Origin of the sequence: Streptomyces fractus, from assembly GCF_049844455.1 — a bacterium.
Lineage (GTDB): Bacteria > Actinomycetota > Actinomycetes > Streptomycetales > Streptomycetaceae > Streptomyces > Streptomyces fractus.
On record NZ_JBMYHI010000002.1, the window covers coordinates 5568128 to 5592309 of the forward strand.

General features: G+C 71.6%; 18 protein-coding genes. 6 read left to right on the forward strand and 12 right to left on the reverse strand.

The features are described 5' to 3' along the window. Positions 1 to 67 precede the first annotated feature (67 nt). Positions 68 to 5032, forward strand: coding sequence for an NAD-glutamate dehydrogenase (locus ACP4E5_RS27230; protein WP_425833079.1), 4965 nt, complete (start codon positions 68 to 70; stop codon positions 5030 to 5032). Between the two features lie 75 nt (positions 5033 to 5107). Here the strand turns inward: ACP4E5_RS27230 and ACP4E5_RS27235 are convergent, their stop codons facing one another. Both ACP4E5_RS27235 and ACP4E5_RS27240 read right to left on the reverse strand, forming a co-directional pair. Next, positions 5108 to 5956: an ABC transporter ATP-binding protein gene (locus ACP4E5_RS27235; RefSeq protein WP_425833081.1), complete on the reverse strand. Its 849-nt coding sequence runs from the start codon at positions 5954 to 5956 to the stop codon at positions 5108 to 5110. Continuing rightward, positions 5949 to 6869 carry an ABC transporter permease gene (locus tag ACP4E5_RS27240; RefSeq protein WP_425833083.1) on the reverse strand — a complete coding sequence of 307 codons (921 nt, stop codon included), beginning with the start codon at positions 6867 to 6869 and terminating at the stop codon, positions 5949 to 5951. The genes ACP4E5_RS27235 and ACP4E5_RS27240 overlap by 8 nt, the downstream gene beginning before the upstream one ends. Before the next feature lie 157 nt (positions 6870 to 7026). Here ACP4E5_RS27240 and ACP4E5_RS27245 point away from each other — a divergent pair, with 157 nt between their 5' ends. Continuing rightward, a complete protein-coding gene (locus ACP4E5_RS27245) occupies positions 7027 to 7650 on the forward strand; it encodes a TetR/AcrR family transcriptional regulator (RefSeq protein WP_425833085.1) in 624 nt (207 codons plus the stop codon). Between the two features lie 105 nt (positions 7651 to 7755). Here the strand turns inward: ACP4E5_RS27245 and ACP4E5_RS27250 are convergent, their stop codons facing one another. The 3 genes from ACP4E5_RS27250 to ACP4E5_RS27260 all read right to left on the reverse strand — a co-directional run bounded on the left by ACP4E5_RS27250 (position 7756) and on the right by ACP4E5_RS27260 (position 9545). Then, the gene (locus tag ACP4E5_RS27250) at positions 7756 to 8604 is read right to left on the reverse strand and encodes a class I SAM-dependent methyltransferase (RefSeq protein ID WP_425833087.1); all 849 of its coding nucleotides are present in this window, start codon (positions 8602 to 8604) and stop codon (positions 7756 to 7758) included. Beyond that, entirely contained in the window at positions 8601 to 9035 is a 435-nt protein-coding gene (locus ACP4E5_RS27255) for a VOC family protein (protein WP_425833089.1), read from the reverse strand. Before ACP4E5_RS27255 ends, ACP4E5_RS27250 begins: the two co-directional genes overlap by 4 nt. Positions 9036 to 9098: 63 nt before the next feature. Next, complete coding sequence (locus ACP4E5_RS27260; RefSeq protein ID WP_425833091.1) at positions 9099 to 9545, reverse strand: helix-turn-helix transcriptional regulator; 447 nt, start codon at positions 9543 to 9545, stop codon at positions 9099 to 9101. 64 nt (positions 9546 to 9609) lie between these two features. On the opposite strand from ACP4E5_RS27260, the gene ACP4E5_RS27265 reads away from it, so the two are divergent. Further along, positions 9610 to 11235, forward strand: a complete 1626-nt coding sequence (locus ACP4E5_RS27265; RefSeq protein ID WP_425833093.1) for a threonine/serine exporter family protein — start codon at positions 9610 to 9612, stop codon at positions 11233 to 11235. On the opposite strand, the gene ACP4E5_RS27270 is transcribed toward ACP4E5_RS27265, so the two are convergent. Further along, positions 11190 to 11666 (reverse strand): MarR family winged helix-turn-helix transcriptional regulator, encoded by a 477-nt coding sequence (locus tag ACP4E5_RS27270; protein ID WP_425833095.1) that lies wholly within the window; start codon positions 11664 to 11666, stop codon positions 11190 to 11192. The two genes, ACP4E5_RS27265 and ACP4E5_RS27270, sit on opposite strands and share 46 nt — an antisense overlap. 116 nt (positions 11667 to 11782) lie before the next feature. Here ACP4E5_RS27270 and ACP4E5_RS27275 point away from each other — a divergent pair, with 116 nt between their 5' ends. After that, positions 11783 to 12196 carry an organic hydroperoxide resistance protein gene (locus ACP4E5_RS27275; RefSeq protein WP_425833097.1) on the forward strand — a complete coding sequence of 138 codons (414 nt, stop codon included), beginning with the start codon at positions 11783 to 11785 and terminating at the stop codon, positions 12194 to 12196. Between the two features lie 18 nt (positions 12197 to 12214). Here the strand turns inward: ACP4E5_RS27275 and ACP4E5_RS27280 are convergent, their stop codons facing one another. Then, the gene (locus ACP4E5_RS27280) at positions 12215 to 13525 is read right to left on the reverse strand and encodes a hypothetical protein (protein ID WP_425833099.1); all 1311 of its coding nucleotides are present in this window, start codon (positions 13523 to 13525) and stop codon (positions 12215 to 12217) included. A 161-nt stretch (positions 13526 to 13686) separates the two neighbouring features. On the opposite strand from ACP4E5_RS27280, the gene ACP4E5_RS27285 reads away from it, so the two are divergent. Then, entirely contained in the window at positions 13687 to 13998 is a 312-nt protein-coding gene (locus ACP4E5_RS27285; protein WP_425833101.1) for a hypothetical protein, read from the forward strand. Here the strand turns inward: ACP4E5_RS27285 and ACP4E5_RS27290 are convergent. The 5 genes from ACP4E5_RS27290 to ACP4E5_RS27310 all read right to left on the reverse strand — a co-directional run bounded on the left by ACP4E5_RS27290 (position 13995) and on the right by ACP4E5_RS27310 (position 22091). Next, positions 13995 to 14837 carry a class I SAM-dependent methyltransferase gene (locus ACP4E5_RS27290; protein ID WP_425833103.1) on the reverse strand — a complete coding sequence of 281 codons (843 nt, stop codon included), beginning with the start codon at positions 14835 to 14837 and terminating at the stop codon, positions 13995 to 13997. The genes ACP4E5_RS27285 and ACP4E5_RS27290 overlap by 4 nt on opposite strands. Positions 14838 to 15000: 163 nt before the next feature. Continuing rightward, positions 15001 to 15882, reverse strand: coding sequence for a carbohydrate ABC transporter permease (locus tag ACP4E5_RS27295; protein ID WP_425833105.1), 882 nt, complete (start codon positions 15880 to 15882; stop codon positions 15001 to 15003). Continuing rightward, positions 15879 to 17282 (reverse strand): carbohydrate ABC transporter permease, encoded by a 1404-nt coding sequence (locus tag ACP4E5_RS27300; RefSeq protein ID WP_425833107.1) that lies wholly within the window; start codon positions 17280 to 17282, stop codon positions 15879 to 15881. The genes ACP4E5_RS27295 and ACP4E5_RS27300 overlap by 4 nt, the downstream gene beginning before the upstream one ends. A gap of 7 nt (positions 17283 to 17289) precedes the next feature. Continuing rightward, on the reverse strand, positions 17290 to 18663 hold the full coding sequence (locus tag ACP4E5_RS27305; protein WP_425833109.1) for an ABC transporter substrate-binding protein: 1374 nt from the start codon (positions 18661 to 18663) through the stop codon (positions 17290 to 17292). Positions 18664 to 18986: 323 nt separating this feature from the next. Then, entirely contained in the window at positions 18987 to 22091 is a 3105-nt protein-coding gene (locus tag ACP4E5_RS27310) for an FHA domain-containing protein (protein ID WP_425833111.1), read from the reverse strand. A gap of 433 nt (positions 22092 to 22524) precedes the next feature. On the opposite strand from ACP4E5_RS27310, the gene ACP4E5_RS27315 reads away from it, so the two are divergent. Continuing rightward, complete coding sequence (locus tag ACP4E5_RS27315) at positions 22525 to 24174, forward strand: serine/threonine-protein kinase (RefSeq protein WP_425833113.1); 1650 nt, start codon at positions 22525 to 22527, stop codon at positions 24172 to 24174. Positions 24175 to 24182: the final 8 nt, after the last annotated feature.

Here is a 24182-nt window from a genome sequence, read left to right on the forward strand (position 1 = left end):
TGTGCCGAGCGATTCATCTACGCCACGTCTACGTCTCGCAACGGCGCGCGACAGGAGCCAGAGGACAATGCAGACCAAGCTGGACGAAGCCAAAGCCGAGCTGCTCACCAGGGCCGCACGGGTAGCTGAGAACAGCCCGGTAGGGGGGAACCTACCGACTGGGGCGACGGGCGAGAGCACGCAAGCCGCCAAGACCGCCGAGACCGCCGAGAACACCGACAGCGTGCTCGCGTTCCTCCAGCGCTACTACCTGCACACCGCACCGGAGGACCTGAGCGACCGTGATCCGGTCGACGTCTTCGGGGCCGCGCACTCGCACCACCGTCTCGCGGAGAACCGCCCGCAGGGCACGGCCAACGTGAAGGTGCACACGCCGACCGTCGAGGAGAACGGCTGGACGTGCAGCCACTCGGTCGTCGAGGTCGTCACGGACGACATGCCGTTCCTGGTGGACTCCGTCACCAACGAGCTGTCCCGGCAGGGCCGCGGCATCCACGTCGTCATCCACCCGCAGATCACGGTCCGCCGCGATGTCACCGGCAAGCTCCTCGAGGTGCTGCCCGCCGGTACGTCCGCCGAGGGCCACGACGTGCTCACCGAGTCGTGGATCCACGTCGAGATGGACCGCGAGACCGACCGCTCCGACCTCAAGCAGATCACCTCCGACCTGCTGCGCGTCCTGTCCGACGTACGGGAGTGCGTCGAGGACTGGGAGAAGATGCGGGACTCGGCGCTGCGCATCGCCGAGGAGCTGCCGGGCGAGCCGACCGCGGGCGACCTGCCCGACCAGGAGGTCGAGGAGGCCCGCGAGCTGCTGCGCTGGCTGGCCGCCGACCACTTCACGTTCCTCGGGTACCGCGAGTACAACCTCTCCGAGGACGACTCGCTGGCCGCCGTGCCCGGCACCGGACTCGGCATCCTGCGCTCCGACCCGCACCACGAGCGCGACGAGCATCACCCGGTCTCGCCTTCGTTCAACCGACTCCCGGCCGACGCCCGCGCCAAGGCCCGCGAGCACCGCCTGCTGGTCCTCACCAAGGCCAACAGCCGCGCCACCGTGCACCGGCCGAGCTACCTCGACTACGTCGGCGTGAAGAAGTTCGACGCGGACGGGAACGTCGTCGGCGAGCGGCGGTTCCTCGGCCTGTTCTCCAGCGCCGCCTACACCGAGAGCGTGCGCCGAGTCCCGGTCATCCGCCGCAAGGTCCAGGAAGTCCTGAAGGGCGCGGGCTTCTCGCCCAACAGCCACGACGGCCGCGACCTGATGCAGATCATGGAGACGTACCCGCGCGACGAGCTGTTCCAGACGCCCGCGGACGAGCTGCGCTCCATCGTGACGTCCGTCCTGTACCTCCAGGAGCGCCGCCGGCTGCGGCTCTACCTGCGCCAGGACGAGTACGGCCGCTACTACTCGGCCCTCGTCTACCTGCCGCGCGACCGCTACACGACGGGCGTGCGCCTGCGGATCATCGACATCCTCAAGGAGGAGCTCGACGGCACCAGCGTCGACTTCACCGCCTGGAACACCGAGTCGATCCTGTCCCGGCTGCACTTCGTCGTCCGGGTCCCGCAGGGCACCGAGCTGCCGGAGCTGTCCGACGCCGACAAGGACCGGATCGAGGCCCGCCTCGTCGAGGCCGCCCGCTCCTGGGCCGACGGCTTCGGGGAGGCGCTGAACGCCGAGTGCGGCGAGGAGCGCGCCGCCGAACTGCTGCGCCGCTACGGCCAGGCGTTCCCCGAGGGCTTCAAGGCCGACCACTCGCCGCGCGCCGCCGTGGCCGACCTGGTCCACCTCGAACAGCTCACGCAGGAGAAGAAGGACTTCGAACTCTCCCTGTACGAGCCGGTGGGCGCGGCCCCCGGCGAGCGCCGCTTCAAGATCTACCGGATCGGCGCGCCCGTCTCGCTCTCCGCCGTCCTGCCGGTGCTCCAGCGCCTGGGCGTCGAGGTCACCGACGAGCGCCCGTACGAGCTGCGCTGCAGCGACCGCAAGACCGCGTGGATCTACGACTTCGGCCTGCGCATGCCGAAGCCGGCGAACGGCAACGGGGACGACCTCGGGGCCGACGGCCGCGAGCGCTTCCAGGAGGCCTTCGCCGCCACCTGGACCGGCCTCGCCGAGAACGACGGCTTCAACTCCCTCGTCCTCGGCGCCGGTTTGAACTGGCGTCAGGCGATGGTCCTTCGCGCGTACGCCAAGTACCTGCGCCAGGCGGGCTCCACGTTCAGCCAGGACTACATGGAGGACACCCTCCGGACGAACGTGCACACCACGCGCCTGCTGGTGTCGCTGTTCGAGGCGCGGATGTCCCCGGACCGGCAGCGCGCCGGGACCGAGCTGATCGACGGTCTGCTCGAAGAGGTCGACGGCGCGCTCGACCAGGTCGCCTCCCTCGACGAGGACCGGATCCTGCGGTCCTTCCTCACCGTCATCAAGGCGACGCTGCGCACGAACTTCTTCCAGGAGGCCGCGGGCGGCAAGCCGCACGCGTACGTCTCCATGAAGTTCGACCCGCAGGCCATCCCCGACCTGCCCGCGCCGCGGCCCGCGTACGAGATTTGGGTGTACTCGCCGCGCGTCGAGGGCGTGCACCTGCGCTTCGGCAAGGTCGCCCGCGGTGGCCTGCGCTGGTCGGACCGGCGCGAGGACTTCCGTACGGAGATCCTCGGTCTGGTGAAGGCGCAGATGGTGAAGAACACCGTCATCGTGCCGGTCGGCGCCAAGGGCGGCTTCGTCGCCAAGCAGCTGCCGGACCCGTCGGTGGACCGGGACGCCTGGATGGCCGAGGGCATCGCCTCGTACAAGACGTTCATCTCGGCGCTCCTCGACATCACCGACAACCTCGTCGGCGGCGAGGTCGTGCCGCCCTTCGACGTCGTGCGGCACGACGAGGACGACACGTACCTCGTGGTCGCGGCCGACAAGGGCACGGCGTCGTTCTCGGACATCGCGAACGAGGTCGCCGAGTCGTACAACTTCTGGCTCGGTGACGCCTTCGCCTCCGGCGGCTCCGCCGGCTACGACCACAAGGGCATGGGCATCACCGCCCGCGGCGCCTGGGAGTCCGTCAAGCGGCACTTCCGGGAGCTGGGCGTCGACACCCAGTCCGAGGACTTCACGGTCGTCGGCGTCGGCGACATGTCCGGTGACGTGTTCGGCAACGGCATGCTGCTGAGCGAGCACATCCGGCTGGTCGCCGCCTTCGACCACCGGCACATCTTCATCGACCCGAAGCCGGACGCGGCCACCGGCTACGCCGAGCGCCGCCGGATGTTCGACCTGCCGCGCTCCAGCTGGGCGGACTACAACAAGGAGCTGATCTCGGCGGGCGGCGGCATCTTCCCGCGCTCCGCCAAGTCGATCCAGCTCAACGCCCACATCCGCGAGGCCCTCGGCATCGAGTCCGGCCAGGCGAAGATGACCCCGGCCGAGCTGATGAAGGCCATCCTCCAGGCGCCGGTCGACCTGCTGTGGAACGGCGGCATCGGTACGTACGTCAAGTCGTCGGTCGAGTCGAACGCGAACGTCGGCGACAAGGCCAACGACGCCATCCGCGTCGACGGCAAGGACGTGCGCGCCCGCGTCATCGGCGAGGGCGGCAACCTCGGCGCGACCCAGCTGGGCCGCATCGAGTTCGCCCGCAGCGGCGGCCGGGTGAACACCGACGCCATCGACAACAGCGCCGGCGTCAACACCTCGGACGTCGAGGTGAACATCAAGATCCTGCTCAACGGGCTCGTCTCCGACGGCGACATGACGGTCAAGCAGCGCAACAAGCTGCTCGCCGCCATGACCGACGAGGTCGGCCACCTGGTGCTGCGCAACAACTACGCGCAGAACACGGCGCTCGCCAACTCCTGCGCCCAGGCGCCGTCCCTGCTCCACGCCCACCAGCGGTTCATGCGCCGCCTCGGCAAGCAGGGCCACCTCGACCGGGGCCTGGAGTTCCTGCCCAACGACCGGCAGATCCGCGAACTCCTGGGCTCCGGCCGCGGCCTGAGCCAGCCGGAGCTCGCCGTCCTCTTCGCGTACACGAAGATCACGGCGTCCGACGAGCTGATCCAGACGACGCTCCCCGACGACGCGTACCTGCGCCGCCTGCTGCACACCTACTTCCCGAAGCCGCTGCGGGAGAAGTACGGCGAGGCGATCGACGGGCACGCGCTGCGCCGCGAGATCATCACGACGGTCCTCGTCAACGACACGGTGAACACGGGCGGTTCGACGTTCCTGCACCGCCTCCGTGAGGAGACGGGCGCGTCCCTGGAGGAGATCGTGCGGGCGCAGCTCGCCGCGCGCGAGATCTTCGGCCTCAGCGAGGTGTGGGACGCGGTCGAGGCGCTCGACAATGTCGTCGCCGCGGATGTCCAGACCCGGATCCGCCTGCACTCGCGGCGCCTTGTCGAGCGCGGCACCCGCTGGCTGCTCAACAACCGCCCGCAGCCGCTCCAGCTGGCCGAGACCATCGACTTCTTCAAGGAAGGCGTCACCCAGGTCTGGGCCGAGATGCCGAAGATGCTGAGCGGCGCCGACGCCGAGTGGTACCAGGGCATCCTCGACGAGCTGACCGGCGCGGGCGTGCCGGAGGAGCTGGCGGAGCGGGTCGCCGGATTCTCGTCCGCGTTCCCGACGCTCGACATCGTGCAGATCGCCGACCGCACGGGCAAGGACGCGCTGTCGGTCGCCGAGGTCTACTACGACCTCGCCGACCGGCTGTCCATCACCCAGCTCATGGACCGCATCATCGAGCTGCCGCGCTCCGACCGCTGGCAGTCGATGGCCCGCGCGTCGATCCGTGAGGACCTGTACGCGGCACACGCCGCGCTCACCGCCGACGTGCTGGCGGCGGGCAACGGTACGCCGACACCGTCGCCCGAGCAGCGGTTCAAGGCGTGGGAGGAGAAGAACGCGGCGATCCTGGGCCGGGCGCGCTCGACCCTGGAGGAGATCCAGGGCTCCGACTCGTTCGACCTGGCGAACCTCTCGGTCGCCATGCGCACGATGCGCACGCTGCTGCGCACGCACTCGTAGCGGATACGCGAACGGGGGCGCCCCGAGCCGGAGATGACCGGCTCGGGGCGCCCCCGTTTTTCCGTACGGGAGTGGCTACGCGGCGACCGGGGCCGCCTTCGCCTGCTTCGGCTTGGCCTTGGGCTTGGCCGGACCGCCGGCGTTGGTGAACGCCTCGTACTGCTCGAGGACGTCCTCGGTGGGCCCGTCCATCCGCAGCTCGCCGCGCTCCAGCCACAGCACCCGGTCGCAGGTGTCCCGGATCGACTTGTTGCTGTGGCTGACGAGGAAGACGGTGCCCGCGTGCTGCCGCAGCTCCTTGATGCGCTGCTCGGACCGCTTCTGGAAGGCCCGGTCACCGGTGGCGAGCGCCTCGTCGATCAGCAGCACGTCGTGCTCCTTGGCGACGGCGATGGAGAACCGCAGCCGGGCCGCCATGCCGGACGAATACGTCCGCATCGGCAGCGTCACGAAGTCCCCCTTCTCGTTGATCCCGGAGAAGTCGACGATCTCGTCGTAGCGCTCCCGGACCTGCTCGGGGGACATGCCCATCGCGAGCCCGCCGAGCCGCACGTTGCGCTCGCCGGTGAGGTCGTTCATGAGGGCCGCGTTCACGCCGAGCAGCGAGGGCTGCCCGTCGGTGTAGATGTGCCCGTTCTCGGTCGGGAGGAGACCGGCGACGGCCTTCAACAGGGTGGACTTCCCCGACCCGTTGGTCCCGATGAGCCCGATGGCCTCACCGCGGTAAGCAGTGAACGAGACGTTCTTGACGGCGTGCACCTTGCGCACACCGGCCCGCTTCTCGCTCTTCTTCTTCCCGCCGAGGATGCGGCTGAGGGCGGCGGTCGCGGCGCCGCGGCCCGCGCCGGTCCCGTTGACGCGGTAGACGATGTCGACGCCGTCGGCGATGACGGTCGGTACCTGTTCGCTGGTGTTGTCAGCCACGTCCGTACGTCTCCTCGGCCTTCCAGAAGTAGATGAACCCGCCGATCCCGGCGAGCAGCGCCCAGCCGGCCGCCAGCGCCCAGATGTGCGGCGGCAGTTGGCCCGCGGTGAAGCTGTCGATGAGCGCGAAGCGCATCAGGTCGATGTAGACGGCGGCCGGGTTGGCCTGGAGCAGCGTCCGTACGAACGACGGGACGTCCTGCCCGTCCGTCAGCCGGGTCAGGCTCCACATCACGCCGGACGTGTACATCCACGTACGCAGCAGGAACGGCATCAGCTGCGCGAGGTCCGGGGTCTTCGAGCCGAGCCGGGCCATGATCAGCCCGAGCCCGGTGTTGAACACGAACTGGAGCGTGAGCGCGGGCACGACGAGCACCCAGGACAGCGCCGGCGGCACGCCCGTCGCCAGCAGGATGACCACGAGCGCGCACATCGAGAACAGCAGCTGCTGGAGCTGCTGGAGGCAGAACGAGATCGGCAGCGAGGCCCGCGGGAAGTGCAGGGCCCGGACGAGCCCGAGGTTCCCGGAGATCGCCCTCGTCCCCGCCATCACGGACGACTGCGTGAACGTCCACACGAACACGCCCGTGACCAGGAACGGGATGTAGTCCGGCACGCCCCTGCTGGTGCCCATGAGCTTGCCGAAGATGAGGTAGTACACCGCGGCGTTCAGCAGGGGCGTCAGCACCTGCCAGACCTGTCCGAGCTTCGCCTGGCTGTACTGGGCGGTGAGCTTGGCGGTCGAGAAGGACGAGATGAAGTGCCTGCGCTGCCACAACTGGCGTACGTACGCGGGCAGCGAGGGCCGCGCGCCGCTGACGCTCAGCCCGTACCGGGCGGCGAGGGCCGCCGGATCCTCAGGGGTGGACCGCGGTGCCTCCTGCGGGGGAGGCGTGTCCAGAACCTGGCTCACATCCGCTGCTTTCGGTCGGGGTGGGGTGGGGCAGGGCGACGGCCGGTGTTCATCTGCCGTTCACGTCGGAACGGTCCCGTATCGTCGTGACGTGAGACTAGGACGCATTGACGTCGGAACGCAACCGTTTCGTCGTCGCGCGCCTATGCTTTGCCATATGACAACCAACGCCGACGCCCCCAAGCCGACGCGCCGCAGGGCCCCCGCCGGCGCGGCCGTGCTGCGCGAGGACGTGACGGAGGCCATCCGTGCGGCCGTCTTCGAGGAACTGGCCTCGGTCGGCTACGCGCGCATGTCCATCGAGGGCATCGCGCGGCGCGCGGGAGTCGGTAAGACGGCCGTCTACCGACGCTGGAAGTCCAAGCTCCACCTGGTCCTCGACCTGGTCTCGGCGATCGCCGTGCAGGGCCTGCCCGCCCCGGACACGGGCTCCCTGGAGGCCGACCTCCGCCTCCTCTACGAGGTCACGTCACGCGCGCTGCGCCACCCCGTGGCCGGCCAGATCATCCCGGACCTCCAAGCGGAGGCGGCCCGCAACCCGGAGATCGCCGAGGCCCTGCAGAAGGCGCTGCGCGAGGGGCAGCACGGGGTGGCGAGCGGCATCGTGCGGGCGGCGGCGGAGCGGGGTGAGCTCCGCGAGGGCCTGGACGAGGAGCTGGCGCTCGACCTGATCTCGGGCCCCCTGTACTGGCGCGCGGTGGTGGTCCGCACCCCGAAGCTCCCCAAGGACCACCTGAAGCGGCTGTCGGCGGCGACGGCGGCGGCGCTGAAGGCGCTCTGAGGCGCTGTGACGTGGCGCTGTGACAGGGGACTGTGACGCAGGATGACGGCCGGTTCGTCATCCTGCGTCACAGTCCCCCAGGTCTGCGTCCCCCAGGTCTGAGGCTCAGGTGGTGGCCACGAGGAAGTCCTCGCCGCTCGACGGGCGCAGGGCGTCCGTGCGGGCCGTGAAGTAGCGGGTCGCGAGCTCCGTGCCCGGTACGTGGCGGGTGGTCGCGAAGCCCGCCTCGCGGGCGAGGGTGAGCATGTCCTCGGGGGCGTAGAAGTTGAGGAAGGGCGTGCCGGAGGCGCTCGCGCCCTGCTTGCTGGTCTCCATGCCGGACCGGTCCGCCTCGTCGATGAGGTCGGCCGGGAGGATGAAGGAGAGGGCGAGGGTCGAGCCCGGGGCCAGCCTCGCGGTCTGTTCCAGGGTGGCCGCCGTGGCCTCGCGGGTGAGGTACATGACGACGCCCGTCGAGACGACGACCGCCGGGCGGCGCGGATCGAAACCGGCCGCCGTCAGCCCGTCCCACCAGGACTCCTCGGCCTCGAAGTCGACGGGGACGAGGTGCAGGCGGCGCGGGACCCCGTAGCCGAGCGCTTCGAGGCGGGCGCGCTTCCAGGACTGCGGGCCCGGCTGGTCGACCTCGTAGATGTCGAGGCGGGCGGCGAGTTCGGGCCGGCGCTGGGCCAGCGTGTCCAGGCCCGCGCCGAGGATGACGTACTGGTCGACGCCGCGCTCCGACTCCCGCTCCACGAGGTCCTCGATGAAGCGGGCCCGCGAGACCATCGCGGCCCGGAAGCCGCGGGTCGCCTTGGGCTCCATGTCGGGGCGCTCGCGCCAGTCGGGTCCGGGGTCGAGCAGGCGCAGGCCGACCTCGTCCTCAAGGACGTGCGGCGCGTCGTCGACCTGGACGTGCATCGCGCGCCACAGGGCGCAGCGCTCCGCCGTGTTGTCCGGCGCCGCCCCGGTCATCCCCACTCCTTGGTGAGGTCGAGCTCCTCGTTGCGCTGGGTCAGCGAGTACCAGTTGCCGTTGTCGTCGCGGAAGACGGCCTCGACGCCGTACGGGCGTTCCTTCGGTTCCTGGAGGAACTCGACGCCGCGCGCCTTGAACGTCTCGTAGTCGCCCCGGCAGTCGTCCGTGCGCAGCGCGCCGCCGCCGAGGACGCCCTTGGCGACCAGTTCGGTGAGGGCCCTGGCGGACTCGGGGTCGACGCCGTGGCCGTCGGGGCGCATCAGGGCCAGCTCGAACTCGGGCTGGTCCTTGGCGCCGACGGTGATCCAGCGCGAGTCGCCCATGGACATGTCGGTGCGGAGCTCCATGCCGAGCTTCTCGGTGAAGAACGTCTTCGTACGCTCCTGGTCGAGCGTCCAGATCGTCGTGATGCCGACGCCTTTGATCATCGTGGGCTCCTGGGTGGGCTGGGCCGGTTCCTTCCGGCTGTTCCACCGTAGGCAGCGGGACGCTCAGGCGGCTTCTTCAGAATTGCTGTCTCTGGTCGTGCGGAAGCCGCCTGCCCACAGCAGGGCGTAGCAGCCGGGGATGAGTGCGGCGCCGCTGCGGAGCTTCTCCCGGCGGTACTCGCCCGGGGTCAGGCCCGTGTGCTGCTTGAAGCGCGTCGTGAACGTGCCGAGGCCGGTGAAGCCGACCAGGTGGCAGATCTCGGTGATGCTCAGGTCGCAGGTGCGCAGCATCTCCGCCGCGCGCTCGATGCGGCGCCGCGAGAGGTACTGGCCCGGTGTCCGCCCGTACGCCGCCTTGAACACCCGGACGAAGTGCGAGCGCGAGTAGCCGGCGCGGGCCGCCACCGCGTCCAGGTTCAGGGTCTCGTCGGCCCAGTCCCGGTCCATCACGTCCTTGGCGGCGCGCAGTCGGCGAAGGTGGGCGAGGTGTTCGTCGGCGGCTGTGTCCATCGCTTCGATCCTGGCACGAAACTCTTAAGTCGTTTAAGTGTGATGTCCGTTACGCTCCATTTGTATGCCTTCGAGGACCCCATCCACCGCCGCCTTCGACCGCACCGACCCCTGGCTGACCAAGGCGCTGCCCCGGCTGCGCGGCATCGAGCCGACCAGAAGTTACGGGTACGGCGGGGAGTTGCTGCACGACGACGGCCGGGCCGACATGGAGGCCTACGGCGCGCGCGTCGCCGAGCTCGCGACGCGGCTCGGGGAGGCGCTCCTGTCGTACGGGGCCTCGGCCGAGGAGGCGGTCGCCGGGATGCTCGTCGTCGCCGAGACGTACGGGCTCAGCTACTGCGAGCCGGGTGTCACGCTCGCCTCCGTGTCGCTGTCCGCGCACGCGCCCGGTGAGCTGACGCCGCTGCACGCGAACCGGGTGATCCGTAAGCACGCCACCGACTTCCGAACGCTCGGGCGCATCCACGCCCTCGTCGAGCGGATCAGCGCCAGGCAGCTCGGGCTCGACGAGGCGCGGGCCGCGACCGCGCGGATCCTCGACGCGCCCGCGGACCGGGGGCGATGGGTGCTGAATGGGGTCTCCCCTGCTCGAGCGGGTTCGAGAGCTTGGGGAAGTGTGCCGGTGCAGACGGGGTTCGTGGCGGCCGGTGGTGGCATCGCGTTCGGCGGTGGCGCGCTGACCTCGCTCTGCGCGTTCGTCGCCGGGCTGCTCGGGGCGCTGCTGTGCGGCTGGCTGGGGCGCAACGGCGTGCCCGCGTTCTACCGGTCGGCCGTCGCCGCGATGCCGGCCGCCGTGCTGGCCGTCGCGATCAGTCACAGCGCGCCGCCGGCGACGGTGCAGTCCGTCGTGGTCGCCGGGGTGCTGGGGCTGCTGCCGACCGTCACCTTCGTCAGCGCCGTGCAGGACGCGCTCACCGGGCACTATCTGACCGCGCTCGGGCGGCTCTTCGACGCGCTGCTGGTGTTCGCCGCGGTGGTCACGGGCGTGGTGGCCGTGCTCGGCGTGGGGCGGCTCGTCGGGTTCGAGGCGCCGGTCGTGCCGACGGCCGCGCGGGCCGAGTATCTGGGGGCGCCCGCCGTGGGCGCCGCCGTGTTCTCGGTGGCCGTGGCGGCGCGGGCGCGGACGCCGCGGCGGGACTGGCTGCCCGCCGGGCTGCTCGGGCTCGGCGGGTTCGTGGTGGCGGCCGAGTTCACGGTCCTCGGGCTTCCCTCGCTCGTCGGTACGGCGGTGGTGGCGGCCGGTGTCGGGTGCGCGGCACATGCCGTGGCGCGGCGGAGGAGGGAGTCCGCGCTGCCGCTCGTCGTTCCTGGTATCGCCCCGTTGCTGCCGGGCAGCGCGTTGTACGTGGCCTTGGCCGCGCTTGCCTCCGGGCGGACCACGGAGGGGGTCGGGGGGCTGGTGCACGCGGCGGCGGTGACGTTGGCGATCGCGGTGGGGGTGGGGCTCGCGGGGGAGGCGGCGCAGCTCTTCCGGAGGGTCCGGGGGGCGGGTGCCGTGAGTGTTGCGTCGAGGCGGGGTGGACGTCACGGGGCTCCGCCCCGGACCCCGCGGGCTCTCGTACGAAAGGCGGGCTTGAATGTGCCCGCCCTGCGCCTCGAACGTCGGAGGGGCTTGAATGCGCCGACCGGGCCCCCGCGGCGTCAGAGCTCCGCGGAGTCCAGGGCCCCCGTCAGGCGGTCCAATTGAGTTCGCAGGGTCTCGATCTCCTGAAGGTCGAAGCCCGTCGCGGCGGCGATCTTGCGGGGGACCTCGGACGCGCGGGTCTTCAGGGCCGCGCCCGCGTCGGTGAGGGCGATCGTCACCGAGCGCTCGTCCGCGGCGCTGCGCTCGCGGCGTACGAGGCCGTTCGCCTCCAGGCGCTTGAGGAGCGGGGAGAGGGTGCCGGAGTCCAGCCGGAGGCGCTCGCCGAGGCGCTTGACCGGGAGCGGGCCCTCGTCGGGCGCGGCCTCCCAGAGCACCAGCATGACCAGGTACTGGGGGTAGGTGAGGCCCAGGTCCTTGAGCAGCGTGCGGTAGACGCCGCCGAAGGCGCGCGACGCCGCGTTGAGCGAGAAGCAGATCTGGCGGTCGAGCCGGAGGAACTCGTCGGTGCCGGGCGCGCTGGGAGTGCTGGACATGGATCCAGGGTAGCGCTCGCGCGATTCAGTTGTGCACAATTGAATTGTGTGCTCTATTTAGAGGGTACGAAGAGACCGACGAAGTCATTCACGGAATCGAGAGGCAGGTCCTCCCCATGGACGCCATCTACACCGCTGTCGCCACCGCCACCCACGGCCGCGACGGGCGCGCCGTCTCCTCGGACGGCGTGATCGACCTCCAGCTCGGCGTGCCCACGGAGATGGGCGGCAACGGCCAGGGCTCCAACCCGGAGCAGCTCTTCGCCGCCGGTTACGCGGCCTGCTTCGGCAGCGCGCTCGGGCTCGTCGGGCGTAACGCCAAGGTGGACGTCGCCGACGCCGCCGTCACCGCCGAGGTCTCCATCGGCAAGCAGGGCGAGGGCTTCGGGCTCGCCGTCGTGCTCCGCGTCGAGCTGCCCGAGTCGGTCGACGCCGGGACCGGCCGCAAGCTGGTCGAGCAGGCGCACCAGGTGTGCCCGTACTCGAACGCCACGCGCGGCAACATCGACGTACAGCTCGTCGTCGAGTAGGACCCGTCCCGCCTCCCCTCAACCGCGCCTCGGTGAGCCGCCGTTGACCCGGGCGAGGGCCTCGCCCGTGCGCGGGTTCCACGCCATGAGCACCGCCTCCGGCGGCAGTCGCTCGCCCCGGTCGAGCAGCAGCCAGCGGACGCGGTAGCGGTCGGCGATCGTCTGCCGTTCGGCGCGGGTGGACGCGGGGGAGAGGTAGGCGCGCACCGCCGCCCGGCGCCGGTCCCAGTCGGCCCTGTCGACGACCGGGTCGGGGCGGGCGGGCGCGACCAGCGTCGGACCGTAGCCCGGCAGCGCGCGGGTCGGCCGGTAGCCGCTGGTGAGGACCACGTCGCCGGGCGGGATGTGCTGCGCCGCCCAGGTGTACGAGGGCCAGCTCGGCGGCGGGTCGAGGGCCGTGGCCAGGAAGCCGAGGGCCGCACCGGTCGCCGCCAGCGCGCCGAGCACCCGGCGCCGGCGTGGCCACGGCCGGGGCGCCGCGAGGGCGATCGCCAGGGCGAGCTGGAGCGGCATCACCGTGAGGACCAGGGCCGCGCCGTACGCGGAGGGGTGCAGCAGTGCCGCGTACGCGAGGCTCGTGATGCCTGCCGCGCACAGGACGGCGAGCGGGTCCTTGCGGTCGCGCCGGAAGCGCAACCACAGCGGCGGGAGGCCGATCAGCGCGAGCCACGGGACGTGGGCGGGCGCGGGGTCCGAGTCCGGCCACAGCCACACCAGGCCGACCGCCGCGACCCCCGCCACGGCCCAGCGCGCGCCCTCCCGCCGCAGCCGCCACGCGCCCGCCCACACCCAGAGGGCGAGCCCGATCGCGAACGTCGACGGGTAGCCGAGGTCGATCATCAGGGAGCGCAGCGCGAGCGGTTCGGTCCGCCAGTCCGTGCTCGTTCCCCACAGGAGCGTCAGCGTCAACAGGGCCAGGACCGGGGCCCATTGACGGGGTGTGAGGGCGCGGACGAAGCGGTTCAGGCCCGTCAGCAGGACCAGCAGGTTGGCGGGGCCCGCGAGCTTCATGACCTCCCAGCCCGTCAGCCCCGTCGCCCGCGCGAAGGCGCCCTCCGCCATCGCGTACGGGGAGATGACGTACCAGCTGCCCGCGCCCGGCAGGTCGACCAGCGGGTGGCGCGGGTGCGGCAGGCTCACCTTCAGGCGTTCGATCACCGCCGCGTGCAGCCCGTAGTCGTAGGCCATCGGCACCCACCAGTACGCGAGCGTCAGCAGCAGCCAGAACAGGCCGCCGAAGACGAAGAACGGGGTCGGGCGCCAGAACTGGCCGCCGCGCAGCGCCGTCGCGCCGCGCGCCGCTCCCCGGGCGAGTGCGGTGGTCGTCATGTACGGCATGGGGACTGTGTGCCCCGCGGGCGCGGTCCGCCCCGCCTTTCGTGGGCCGTGCGGGTGAGCGCGGGGCCGCGGGCGGACACGGAACGGGTGACGTTCGCGCGGCGCGACACCGGGCCCGCTCCGGAACCGGATCTGTACTACAAGATCACCGCATGTCCTCCTGGTCCCCCGCCGAGTCCGGGGCCCGTACCGGCACCCTGGACGGAACGGAGGCCGCGCCCACCGGGATCGCCGCGCGCATGGCGTGCCTGGACCGGGTGTGGGGGGTGGCCGACCGGGGGTTCGTACAACGGCGCGAGGTCGTCCCGCACAGCGTGTGGCTGCGCCTGTACGAGCACGAGGGCCCGCCAGGCCCGCGCTGCGACCGCGGGCGGATCGGTGACCTTCTGGCGGATCATGCTGGAAACGGTGGGCCGGATCATTCGGCGCCGCGACTCCAGCAAGACCCGTCAGAAGGGTCCTAGCGGCCGAGCAGTGAGCGCAGCCGGCTCTTCGGGCGCGGGGCCTGCGTGGGTACGGGCGACGCGGCCGGCTTGTGGCGCGACACCGGCTGGGCCGGGCGCTTCGCCTTCTTGCCGTCGATGCGGATCATCGAGTGCCCGGCGACCTCCTCCGCGCCGTGCCAGAAGTCCTTGCGCTCCGCGAGCATCGCGCCGAGCTCGGAGCGCACCGGCTCGAACGCGCCCCACGTCCCGTAGAACTTGGTCGCCGTGATGCACAGCGGCTTGAGCCCCGTCGTGGCGACGGCGCCCCACGTCGCGGCCGCGACGCCCGGACAGTGCTCGGCGCGGAAGTCGTCGAGCACGACGATGCCGTCCTCGCCGAGGAGTTCGCGGGACGCCTCGATGTCGCCGTGCACGTGCTCGTACAGATGCGAGGCGTCGACATGCACGAAGCGGCAGCTGGCGGGGGCGACCACGGACGTGATCACGTGCGAGGGGCCCTGCACCACCTCGGGCAACTCGTCATGGAACGCTCGGTAGTTGGCCTCGAAAGCGGTTCGCGTGAGGGTGCTGTAGGACTTGTTCATCTCCTTGTCGTTCGCCAGGTCGCCCGCGGGCGAGTCGAACAGGTCGCAGACGGTGAAGGTCTCCTTCTCCTCCAGGTACTGCCCCATGAAGATGGCGCTCTTGCCCAGGTAGACGCCGAGTTCGAGGAGATCCCCGCCCTGGCCGAGCGCGCGCTGCCGGCTCAGGAACCAGTCGAAGAGCACCTGGTCGATGTTGTGGAACCAGCCTTTGACGTCGTCGAGCGCGGCCGGGCGCGGCAGCTCGGCGGGCGCGGTGTGGGACTCGTGCTGCATGTCAGCTCCAGTACGGATGACGTGGGTGCGGGCCCCGCGGCGACGCGCTGGTCCGCAGGGCCCGGGAGGCCATCAGCTCTGGGTAGGCGCAGCGGGTGTCCACGTGGTGGACGGGAGGGAACGAAAGGCCTTCGCACCCAATAAATCCCGGTTGCACCACGCGTTACTTGACGGCTCCCGCCATCACGCCCGACACGAACTGCCGCTGGAACGCGAAGAACACGGCCAGCGGGACCACCATCGAGATGAACGCTCCGGGCCCGAGCACATCGACGTTGTTGCCGAACTGCCGTACCTGGGTCTGGAGCGCGACCGTGATCGGCTGGCTGTCGGTGTCCGTGAAGATCAGCGCGACCAGCATGTCGTTCCACACCCACAGGAACTGGAAGATGCCGAGCGAGGCGATCGCGGGAGCGCCGAGCGGCATCACCACCCGCAGGAACAGCCGCAGTTCGCCCGAGCCGTCCAGCCGGGCCGCCTCCAGGAGTTCGCGCGGGATCTCCGCGAAGAAGTTCCGCAGCAGGAACACCGCGAACGGCAGCCCGAACCCGACATGGAAGAGGATCACGCCGAGGATCGAGCCGAAGATGCCGATGTCGCCGAAGAGGCGGGCGATCGGCACGAGCGCGACCTGCACGGGAACCACGAGCAGCCCGACCACGATCAGGAACCACCAGTCGCGGCCCGGGAACTCCATCCACGCGAACGCGTAGCCGGCCAGCGAGCCGATCACGATCACGAGCAGGGTCGCGGGCACCGTGATCAGGGCCGTGTTGACCAGGGAACGCGTGATGTCCGAGTTCTCCAGGAGGCTGCTGTAGCTCTCGAAGGTCAGCTGCGCCGGTTTGCTGAACACCGTCCACCAGCCGCTGTCCGCCATGTCCTCCGGGGAGCGCAGCGAGGAGAACAGCAGGCCGATCGTTGGCACCAGCCACAGCGCGCCGACCAGCAGTAGCACGAACTGCACGAAGCCGCCGCTGAGCCTGTCACCGATCCGGCGCGCGAGCGAGCGCGGGGCCTTGACGGTCTCGTCGAGGATGGTCATCGCCGTACCTCCCGCCGCAGCCGCCGCATGTTGAACCACATCACCGGGATCACGAGCAGCAGGAGCAGCACGGCGATCGCGCTGGCCAGGCCCTCGTTGTCCTCACTGAACGCCGAGCGGTACAGCTGGAGGGCCAGCACGTTGGCGTCGTCCTGCGAGGAGCCCGGCGCGATGATGAAGATCAGGTCGAAGATCTTCAGTACGTTGATCATCAGCGTGACGAGGACGACCGCGAGCACGGGCGCCAGGAGCGGCACCGTGACCCGGCGGAACACCTGCCACTCGGAGGCGCCGTCCACGCGGGCGGCTTCGAGGAGTTCGCGGGGGATGCCGGCGAGGCCCGCCCCGATGAGCACCATCGCGAACCCGGCCCACATCCACACGTACGCGACCATGATCGAGGTCGTCACGATGTTGAGGTACAGGTCGAAGCCGCCGAGGTGGATCGTGAAGTACTTCTTGTCGCCGAGCCAGTCGACGCCGTTGTACGGCTCCTTGAAGTTGGCCGCGGGCAGCCGGAGTTGGGAGCCGTCGGCCGAGGCGGGGAGCGCGAAGGTGCCGTCGGCCCTGGCCGTCGTGGAGGCCACGACCTTGCCGTTCTTGACGGCTTCGACGCGCATGCCGGGGTAGCCGTCCTCGGTTCCGTCGATCTGGTCCCGCTTGCCCGCGCCCTTGCCGAGGGTGAAGTCCTGCCACACCGTGCCGGTGACCCCGGCCTTCCCCGTGGCGGGCTGCTTCGCGGGTTTGGCGTCCTTGGGCATCTGGTCGGCGGCGACGCCGACCAGCGGGAGCAGTACGGGAGTTCCGGCCTTCACCGGGTCCTTCGTGAGGAACGGGCCGCCGCTCTTCCCGGTGAGCGTGTCCGGACCGCGCGGATGCGCCTTCGGGAACGCGGAGGAGTCGGCGAACGTGTCGTGCACCCCGACCATGACCGCGTTCACCGCGCCCTTGTCCGGGTCCTGGTCGTAGACGAGCCGGAAGATGATGCCCGCGGCCAGCATCGAGATGGCCATCGGCATGAAGACCACCAGCTTGAACGCGGTGGCCCAGCGGATCCGCTCGGTGAGCACGGCGAAGATCAGGCCGAGCGCCGTGGCGACCGTCGGGGCGAGCACCACCCACCAGATGTTGTTGTTGATCGCGGCCTTGGTGTCCTCGCGCGTGAACAGCGTCTCGTAGTTGTCGAACCCGATGAACGAGCCGCCCGAGGCGTTGAAGAAGCTGCGGATGACCGAGTACCCGATCGGATACACGACCAGGGCGCCGAGCAGGATCAGCGCGGGCAGCAGGAAGAGCCCGGCGACGGACTTGCGGGTGCCGGTGACGCTCTTACGGTTACGTGGTGGCGTTGCGGCGGCCGCCCCGGGATCCGGGGCGGCGCCGCCTGTGGCGGATGTCATCGCCGCGTCAGTCCTTGAACGCCTTGGCCGCTTCGGCCTCCAGGGTCTGCTGGGTGCCCGCGATGTCCTTGGGGTTCATCAGGAAGTCCTGCAACGCCTTCCACTCGCCCTTGCCGGGCGTACCGCCGAAGGCCTGCGGCATCTGGTCCGACATGTCGAAGCGGAAGTCGTCCCCGGCGCCCACGAGTGCCTTGGCGATCTCGCGCTGCACGTCGTTCGGGTACGAGGCCAGGTCCACGTTCTTGTTGGGCGAGAGGTAGCCGCCCAGCTTGGCCTGGATGGTCGCCGCCTCCGGCGAGGCCAGCCACGTCACCAGGGCCTGCGCCGCCGGCGAGTCCTTGAGGATCACCGCGGCGTCACCGCCACTGACCACCGGCTTGTCACCGGAGCCGACCGCGGGGAACGGGAACACCTTCGCGTCCGTGCCGACCTTCGCCTTCGTCTGCTGGATGTTGACCTGCGCGAAGTCGCCCTCGTAGACCATGGCGCCCTTGGGCTGCTCGCCGCCGGTGAAGGTCTGCTCGACCGACTTCGTGAACTCGGTCTGCACGGCTCCCTTGTTGCCGCCGGCGAGGAAGTCCTTCTTGCCCCACAGCTGGGCGAGGGTGGTGAGCGCGTCCTTCACGGACGGGTCGGTCCACTTGATCTCGTGCTTGGCGAGCTGGTCGTACTTCTCGGGGCCCGCCTGTGACAGATAGATGTTCTCGAACCAGTCGGTCAGCGGCCAGCCGTCGGCCCCGCCGACGGAGAACGGCGTGACACCGGAGTCGTAGATCGCCTGCGAGGTGGAGAGGAGTTCCTTCCAGGTCTTCGGCTCCTTGGCGGCCGCGTTCTCGAAGACCTTGGCGTTGTACCAGACCAGGGACTTGTTGGCCGCCTTGTAGTACGCGCCGTACTGCTTGCCGCCGACCTTGCCGAGGTCCTGCCAGCCCTGCGAGTAGTTCTTCGTCAGCTGCGCCTGGGCGTCCTTGCCCAGCGGCTTGGCCCACTTCTTGTCGACGGCCTGCTTGATGGCGCCGGGCTGCGGCAGCATCGCGATGTCCGGCGGGGCGCCGCCGGCGACCTTCGAGCCGAGGAAGTTGATGATCGGGTCCTGGGCGGGGACGAACGTCACCTTGGCGCCCGTCCGCTTCTCGAACTCCGCGAGCACCTGCTTGAAGTTCTTCTGCTCGTCACCGGTCCACACGGCGGCGATCTCCAGCGACTTGCCGTTCAGCTTCGGCAACTTGACCGAGGACGCGGGCGTCTTGGTGCCGCCCCCGCCGCCCTTGCCGTTGTCGTCACCGCCTCCACAGGCGGTGAGCGTGAGCGCGAGGGAACCGATGGCGATGCCCACGAGGGCGTTGCGGAGGGGTATGCGTTTACGAAGAGTCCTGCTCATCACTGCCCCGTTCTCGTCCTGAACGCTGAACGTACGTACTGAGCGCTTCCCGTGCGGACTGGTCTACGCCCGGCCAGGGAGAACCGGCAAGGGTGCCAGTGCTGTAAACCGGGTGATCGTGACGGGGTCGTGATGCGTACACCCTGCCGGGGCGGTGCGGCCAATTAAGCCCCTGCGGCGATTGAGCTATATCTAGCCCCGCCTTTGAACGAGAGGCAGCGGGGTCCGGGGCGGAGCCCCGGGAGCGGGGGCCGGTAGCCGGGGCTGGGCTTGGGGCTCTGCCCCATACCCCGCTGCTCAATCGCCGCAGGGGCTTGAGATGGCTAAAGCAGCGACGGGACCTCGCGGGCCGCGACGGAGCGGGCCGCGCGTTCGAGGGCGCTGGCAAGGAGCGCCAAGTCCGTTGGCCCGTTGCCCAGTTCGCGGACCGGGCGGCGGTCCGGCGGGTCGCCCATGCGGGCCCACTCCAGCGCCACCACGGTGGGCCGCTGCGTCGCCGTACGGGGGATGCGCCCGGTCACCCGCCCCGCCTGCACTTCCACGTCACGCCCGTCCGCCCCGTGCAACACCCCGCGCCCCGGCGACGGATCCTCGCTCCCGGTCCCCGGCGCGTCGAGCACGACCCGCGGCCGGGCCGCCCACCCCCCGGCCCCGCCGGAGGCGAACGCCGCGACGAGGTGCACCCCGAGCCGCTCCCCGTCCCGCACCACGGCCTCCAACGCCCGCACGACCGACCCCGCGGCCGGCCGTCCCGGGGAGCCGAGCGGCGGCGAGAGCAACGCGTCCAGGTCGTCCACGACCACCACGAGCCGCGGCAGCGGCGGACCGGCCTCGGCCCGCTCCCGCGTGGCCCCGGGGCGGAGCCGCATCGTCGAACTCGGCGGCACGTCCACGTCCCCGGCGCTCTCCGCGGACGGCGCCCCGCGCTGGGACACGACCCGTCCCGACACGGCCCGCTGCGTGTGCCACTCGGAGAAGTGCGTACGCCCTATGAGCTCGGCCCGCCGCTTCAGCTCGGTGCTCAGCGCCTGGGCGAACTCCCGCATCAGTACAGGGTCGTTGGCGGCGAGGTGCGTCGTGACGTGTGGCAGGTCCGTGCAGACCCGCAGCCCCTCCGCGCGCTCCCCGCGCTCCCCTCCCGGCGTACCGTCGACCAGCACCATCCCGAGTCGGTCCGGACGCTCGGCCGCGGCGAGCGACGCGGCGACCGAACGCAGCAGCTCCGTACGGCCGCTGCCCGCGGGCCCCTCGACCAGCAGATGCGGCCCTTCGGCGGCCAGGTCCACGGTCAGCGGGCCGCGCGGGCCGGCCCCGAGCACCGCCCACACCCGCCCGCCGAGCGACTCCGGATCGTCCCCGGCCGCCGCCCAACGCGCCATGAGGGACGCGGGCGTGGCACGCGCGAGCCCCAACTCGTCGAGGAGGCGGGAGGATTGGGGCAGCGGCGCGGATACGCGCGCGCCCGGTCGGTCCACGGATCCGCCCGCCGCGTCCGTGCGCAACGGGGCGAGTGCCCGCGCGAACCGCTCCGCCCAGGCGAGCGACACGGCGTCGGCCGTGCCGACCGTCCCGTGCCCGACGAGCTGTCCCTGCGCCGCCCGGTGCAACCGCAGCGTCGTCGCCACATCACCGCTGAGCAGCGCCACCGCCCCGCACGCGCGGAACGCCGGGCTCTGCGCGCAGGCCGCCTCGTAGCTCTGTGTGGCCGGTGAAGCGGGCGACGCGGCGGGCGCCTCGGCCAGGCACACGACGTGGATCCCGGCCGCGGCCCCCTCGGAGGCGAGCCGCACCGTGGCCTCCCGCAGTGAGGCGCTTCCGGGGTCGCCGTCGATCACGACGACCGTGGCGGCGACGGGCTCGCCGGGCGCCTGCGCGGAGGGCCTGAGCCCCGCCGCGTGGTCGTCGAGGCGGCGCAGCAACTCGTTCGTACGCGCCGCCGCCTGCTCCCGGTCGTACGCGAGCAGCAGCCGGCAGTCCTGGCCGTGGGCGGGCCGCACCTGGGGGAGCCAGCCGAGCCAGGACCAGTCGGCGACCCGCTCCTCCAGGGAGCGCGCGCGGTCGGTCGAGATCAGGACGAGCTCCAGGCGCTCCGGCGCGTGCAGCGTCGCGAGCTGCGCGACGGCGCAGCGCGCCAGGCCCGCGAGCCGCGCGCGCGGCCCCGCGAGCCCCAGGGCTCCGGCCTCGGCGAGGCCCACGGTGACCGGCACCGCGGGCAGCAGCCCCACTCCGCCGGGGCCCGGCCGGTCGACGCTGCCGAGCCGCACCGCGAGCGCCTCCGGGTGGCCGGAACCGCGCTCCCACAGGCGTGGCCCGGGGCCGAGCGCGGTGAGCAGCAGCGCGGCGGCGTCGGGCCAGGTCTCGGCGGTGGCCGCGACGGACCGGGGCTCCTCCTCGTACGCGGGGGCCTCAGGGGTCATCGCGGGTTCGGAGCGCTGTGGGGTGCGCAGTACGTGCGGCTCGTGGATCTCGTGCTGTTGGTCGTCGAAGCCGTCGCGCTCGTCGCGCTTGCCGCGCCGCAGCAGCCGCGACAGGCCGCCCCGCTTGCGCGGGGCGCTCGGCAGCGAGGTGCCGCGCGCGGGGGTGCCCACGCGCGTGCCGCCCGCCTCCTCGGTCGGCTCCGGCTCGACCACCAGCGGCCGGGCGCCCTCTTGAGCGGCATCGCTCGCGGCGCCCCAGGCGGAGTCCCCGTACGCGTGCCGGGTCTCCTGGTCGGGGTCGGTGGCGGGGGCCTGCGCGGGCGCGTCCACCGGCTTCTCGGCGAAGAGCACGCGTACGTGCCCCTCTCCGTCCGGCGCCGTCCGCAGCGGCCTGGGGCGGGCGGCGTCACCCGCGACGGAGACCCGCAGCGCCGATTCGCCGAGGCGCACCAGCGAACCGGGGGACAGGCGGACGGGGCGGGAGTCGAGGGGGCGGCCGTCCACCGACGTCCCGTTCGTCGACTCCAGGTCCTCCACCGAGATCCGGCCGTCGGCGCCGAGGGTCACCGCGCAGTGCAGGCGTGACACGTCCGGGTCGTCGAGGGAGACGTCCGCGTCGGCGGAGCGGCCGATGCGGATCTGCCCGCCGTGCAGCAGATGGACGCCGCCCGCGTCGGGACCCGCCACCACGTGCAGCTGGGCCGCCGCGTCGTCCGGCTCGGGGCCCGGGTCCACGGGGGCGCCGAGCGCGATCACCGCGCCGTCGATGAGCGGGGGCTCGCCGATGACGCAGCGCTGCGCGTCGAGCCGCTCCGTGCCCGCGTACAAGGTCGTGGACGCCGCCTCACCGCCCGCGACGGCCGTGGCCAGGCCGGTGGCGACCGCCGCCAGCGCGGTGCCCGCGGGCGCCGTGACCAGCACGTCGACACCGCGCGCGAGTGTGTCGTCACCACGTGCGAGCATGTCGGGGCGCGTGCCCAGGGGGTCTACGACGGTAAGCCGGATCTGCATCGCCGCCTGCGGTCCCTTCTGCGCGGGCGCCCGGGAACAGAGGGGCTGGCGCCGCGGTCCCCCACCGCAGATTCCCCCCACCGCCACGGGCACGTCAGCCAGTGCTGGAGGCATCCTTGCACTTGCCGCTGACAACACGCCCGCCAGCCACCCGTAAGTGATCTTGATTGGTCGGCTCTGCCCGTAAAAGTGCCTGCTCGTTGCCCGCTTGAGATCGGTCACGTCGCCCCTCGGCAACCAATGGCCCCAGCCGTGCGTCTTTCCGTCGAACACGGGTAGGTCCGGGGCCGTACCAGGGTGGGTCGGCGGGTGCCGACCCGAACGGAAAGCCACAGAAGATCGACAGTCGGTACCGGGGAATCCGCCACTAGAGTGGGTCGGAACACTCGGAACCAGGTGACGCAAGCAAGTACCGATGCAGGGAGCGCATGACGTGCGGCCGGTAGGCAGCAAGTACCTGCTCGAGGAGCCGCTGGGACGCGGCGCCACGGGCACCGTCTGGCGAGCCCGCCAGCGCGAGACGGCGGGCGCGGAGGCGGCTGTCGCCGGGCAGCCCGGCGAGACCGTCGCGATCAAGGTCCTCAAGGAGGAGCTCGCCAACGACGCGGACGTGGTGATGCGCTTCCTCAGGGAGCGCTCCGTCCTGCTGCGGCTCACCCACCCGAACATCGTGCGTACGCGCGACCTGGTCGTCGAGGGCGAGCTGCTCGCCCTGGTGATGGACCTCGTCGAGGGCCCCGACCTGCACCGCTACCTCCGTGAGAACGGACCGTTCTCACCGGTCGGCGCCGCGCTCCTGACCGCCCAGATCGCCGACGCGCTCGCCGCCTCGCACGCGGACGGGGTCGTGCACCGTGACCTCAAGCCGGCGAACGTCCTGCTCAAGCAGGACGGCGCCGAGATGTACCCGATGCTCACCGACTTCGGCATCGCCCGCCTCGCCGACTCCCCGGGCCTGACCCGCACCCACGAGTTCGTCGGCACGCCCGCCTACGTGGCGCCCGAGTCCGCCGAGGGCCGCCCGCAGACCAGCGCCGTCGACGTCTACGGCGCGGGCATCCTGCTGTACGAACTGGTCACGGGCCGGCCGCCGTTCTCCGGCGGCTCGGCGCTCGAAGTCCTGCACCAGCACCTCAGCGCCGAACCGCGCCGTCCGTCGACGGTCCCGGACCCGCTGTGGACGGTCATCGAGCGCTGCCTGCGCAAGAACCCGGACGAACGGCCGAGCGCGGAGAACCTCGCGCGCGGCCTGCGCACCGTCGCCGAGGGCATCGGCGTGCACGCGAACAGCGCGCAGATCGCCGCGGCCGAGGGCGTCGGCGCGCTCCTGATGCCGGACCCGACCCCGGCCCAGGTCCCGGGCACCCCCGGCACCTCGGACGCGGACCCGACGCAGGTTCTGCCGAACAATGCGGCGGCAGCGGGCCTCGCGGGGGCGGCGGGAGCCGCTGCCGGTGCCGCGGCGGCGGGGGCGTACGACCCGAACGCGGCCACCAGCGTCATGAACCAGCAGGGCGGAGGCCAGGGCGGTCAGGGCGGCCAGAACGCCGACGCCGCCGACCCGACGGCCGTCATGCCGCCGATGCCGCAGGGCCCGCCGCAGCAGATGCCCGACGCCTGGGGCGACCAGCTGCGCGCGGCCCGCGACCGCAACGAGCAGACGCAGGTCCAGTACCTCAACCCCAACGAGGACCCGCTGCGCCGCCGTCCGCAGCGCCAGGTCGCGCGCCCGCAGCAACCGCAGCAGCACCAGCCGCAGCAGTACGCGCCCCGGCAGCCGCAGCAGCAGCCCCAGCAGTACGCGCCGCCGCAGCAGCCGCCCCGCCAGGCCCCGCGCCCGGCACCGGAGCCGCGCGAGCCGCGCCGCCGCAGCCCCAACCGGATGAGGATCCCGGGCCTCGGCTGCCTCAAGGGCTGCCTGTTCATGATCGTGATGCTCTTCGTGGTGAGCTGGCTGGTCTGGGAGTTCACTCCGCTCCAGGACTGGATCGGCACCGGCAAGGGCTACTGGGCCCAGCTCTCCGACTGGTTCTCCACGGTGTCCGGCTGGATCGGCGACCTGGGGAGCAAAACCGGCAACTAGTCGGTGAC

Bases quoted from the DNA above. Each gene is read 5' to 3' on its own strand.
- ACP4E5_RS27230 (WP_425833079.1), top strand. From the start codon at position 68: ATGCAGACCAAGCTGGACGAAGCCAAAGCCGAGCTGCTCACCAGGGCC.
- ACP4E5_RS27245 (WP_425833085.1), top strand. From the start codon at position 7,027: ATGACAACCAACGCCGACGCCCCCAAGCCGACGCGCCGCAGGGCCCCC.
- ACP4E5_RS27250 (WP_425833087.1), bottom strand. From the start codon at position 8,604: ATGACCGGGGCGGCGCCGGACAACACGGCGGAGCGCTGCGCCCTGTGG.
- ACP4E5_RS27255 (WP_425833089.1), bottom strand. From the start codon at position 9,035: ATGATCAAAGGCGTCGGCATCACGACGATCTGGACGCTCGACCAGGAG.
- ACP4E5_RS27260 (WP_425833091.1), bottom strand. From the start codon at position 9,545: ATGGACACAGCCGCCGACGAACACCTCGCCCACCTTCGCCGACTGCGC.
- ACP4E5_RS27265 (WP_425833093.1), top strand. From the start codon at position 9,610: ATGCCTTCGAGGACCCCATCCACCGCCGCCTTCGACCGCACCGACCCC.
- ACP4E5_RS27270 (WP_425833095.1), bottom strand. From the start codon at position 11,666: ATGTCCAGCACTCCCAGCGCGCCCGGCACCGACGAGTTCCTCCGGCTC.
- ACP4E5_RS27275 (WP_425833097.1), top strand. From the start codon at position 11,783: ATGGACGCCATCTACACCGCTGTCGCCACCGCCACCCACGGCCGCGAC.
- ACP4E5_RS27280 (WP_425833099.1), bottom strand. From the start codon at position 13,525: ATGACGACCACCGCACTCGCCCGGGGAGCGGCGCGCGGCGCGACGGCG.
- ACP4E5_RS27285 (WP_425833101.1), top strand. From the start codon at position 13,687: ATGTCCTCCTGGTCCCCCGCCGAGTCCGGGGCCCGTACCGGCACCCTG.
- ACP4E5_RS27290 (WP_425833103.1), bottom strand. From the start codon at position 14,837: ATGCAGCACGAGTCCCACACCGCGCCCGCCGAGCTGCCGCGCCCGGCC.
- ACP4E5_RS27295 (WP_425833105.1), bottom strand. From the start codon at position 15,882: ATGACCATCCTCGACGAGACCGTCAAGGCCCCGCGCTCGCTCGCGCGC.
- ACP4E5_RS27300 (WP_425833107.1), bottom strand. From the start codon at position 17,282: ATGACATCCGCCACAGGCGGCGCCGCCCCGGATCCCGGGGCGGCCGCC.
- ACP4E5_RS27305 (WP_425833109.1), bottom strand. From the start codon at position 18,663: ATGAGCAGGACTCTTCGTAAACGCATACCCCTCCGCAACGCCCTCGTG.
- ACP4E5_RS27310 (WP_425833111.1), bottom strand. From the start codon at position 22,091: ATGCAGATCCGGCTTACCGTCGTAGACCCCCTGGGCACGCGCCCCGAC.